This is a genomic window from Paenibacillus periandrae (assembly GCF_022458865.1).
In the GTDB taxonomy this organism is placed as follows: domain Bacteria; phylum Bacillota; class Bacilli; order Paenibacillales; family NBRC-103111; genus Paenibacillus_S; species Paenibacillus_S periandrae.
The window spans coordinates 1-395 of sequence record NZ_JAJNMU010000143.1 but is presented as its reverse complement, the minus strand read 5'-3'; the positions used below and the strand labels follow the sequence as shown (position 1 = coordinate 395).

The 395-nt window shown below is 48.4% G+C and carries 1 protein-coding gene; it reads right to left on the bottom strand.

Features of this window, described 5'->3' with window-relative positions:
- Window positions 1-395: reverse transcriptase domain-containing protein (locus LRL21_RS44975; protein WP_240422231.1), on the bottom strand; the 395-nt coding region annotated here is incomplete at both ends.

Below are 395 nucleotides of genomic sequence, written 5' to 3'. Positions count from 1 at the left end.
ACAAATTCGCAAGCAAAGGTGACAAATTGCCCCCCTGTGGAGACCCGATTTCCGTTTCATGGAACTGATCATCTTCCATGAAACCCGCCGTTAGCCATCCGCGAATGAGCGTCAGCACTTTACCGTCGGTGATTCTCTCATGTACTTTCTCCATCAGTAGTTCGTGTGGAATTTCATCGAAGAAAGACATGATGTCCAGGTCGACCACATATTCATATCCGCCGCGTTTTGCGCGTCGAATCGTATTTATTGCTTGGTGCGCCGAGTGTCCTGCTCGAAAGCCAAAACTGTAGTAGTAGAAGTCTTGTTCAAAGATGGGCTCGATGATTTGGCGTACCGCTTGCTGACATACACGATCTCGGATAGTGGGAATACCTAACGGCCTTAACTTTCCG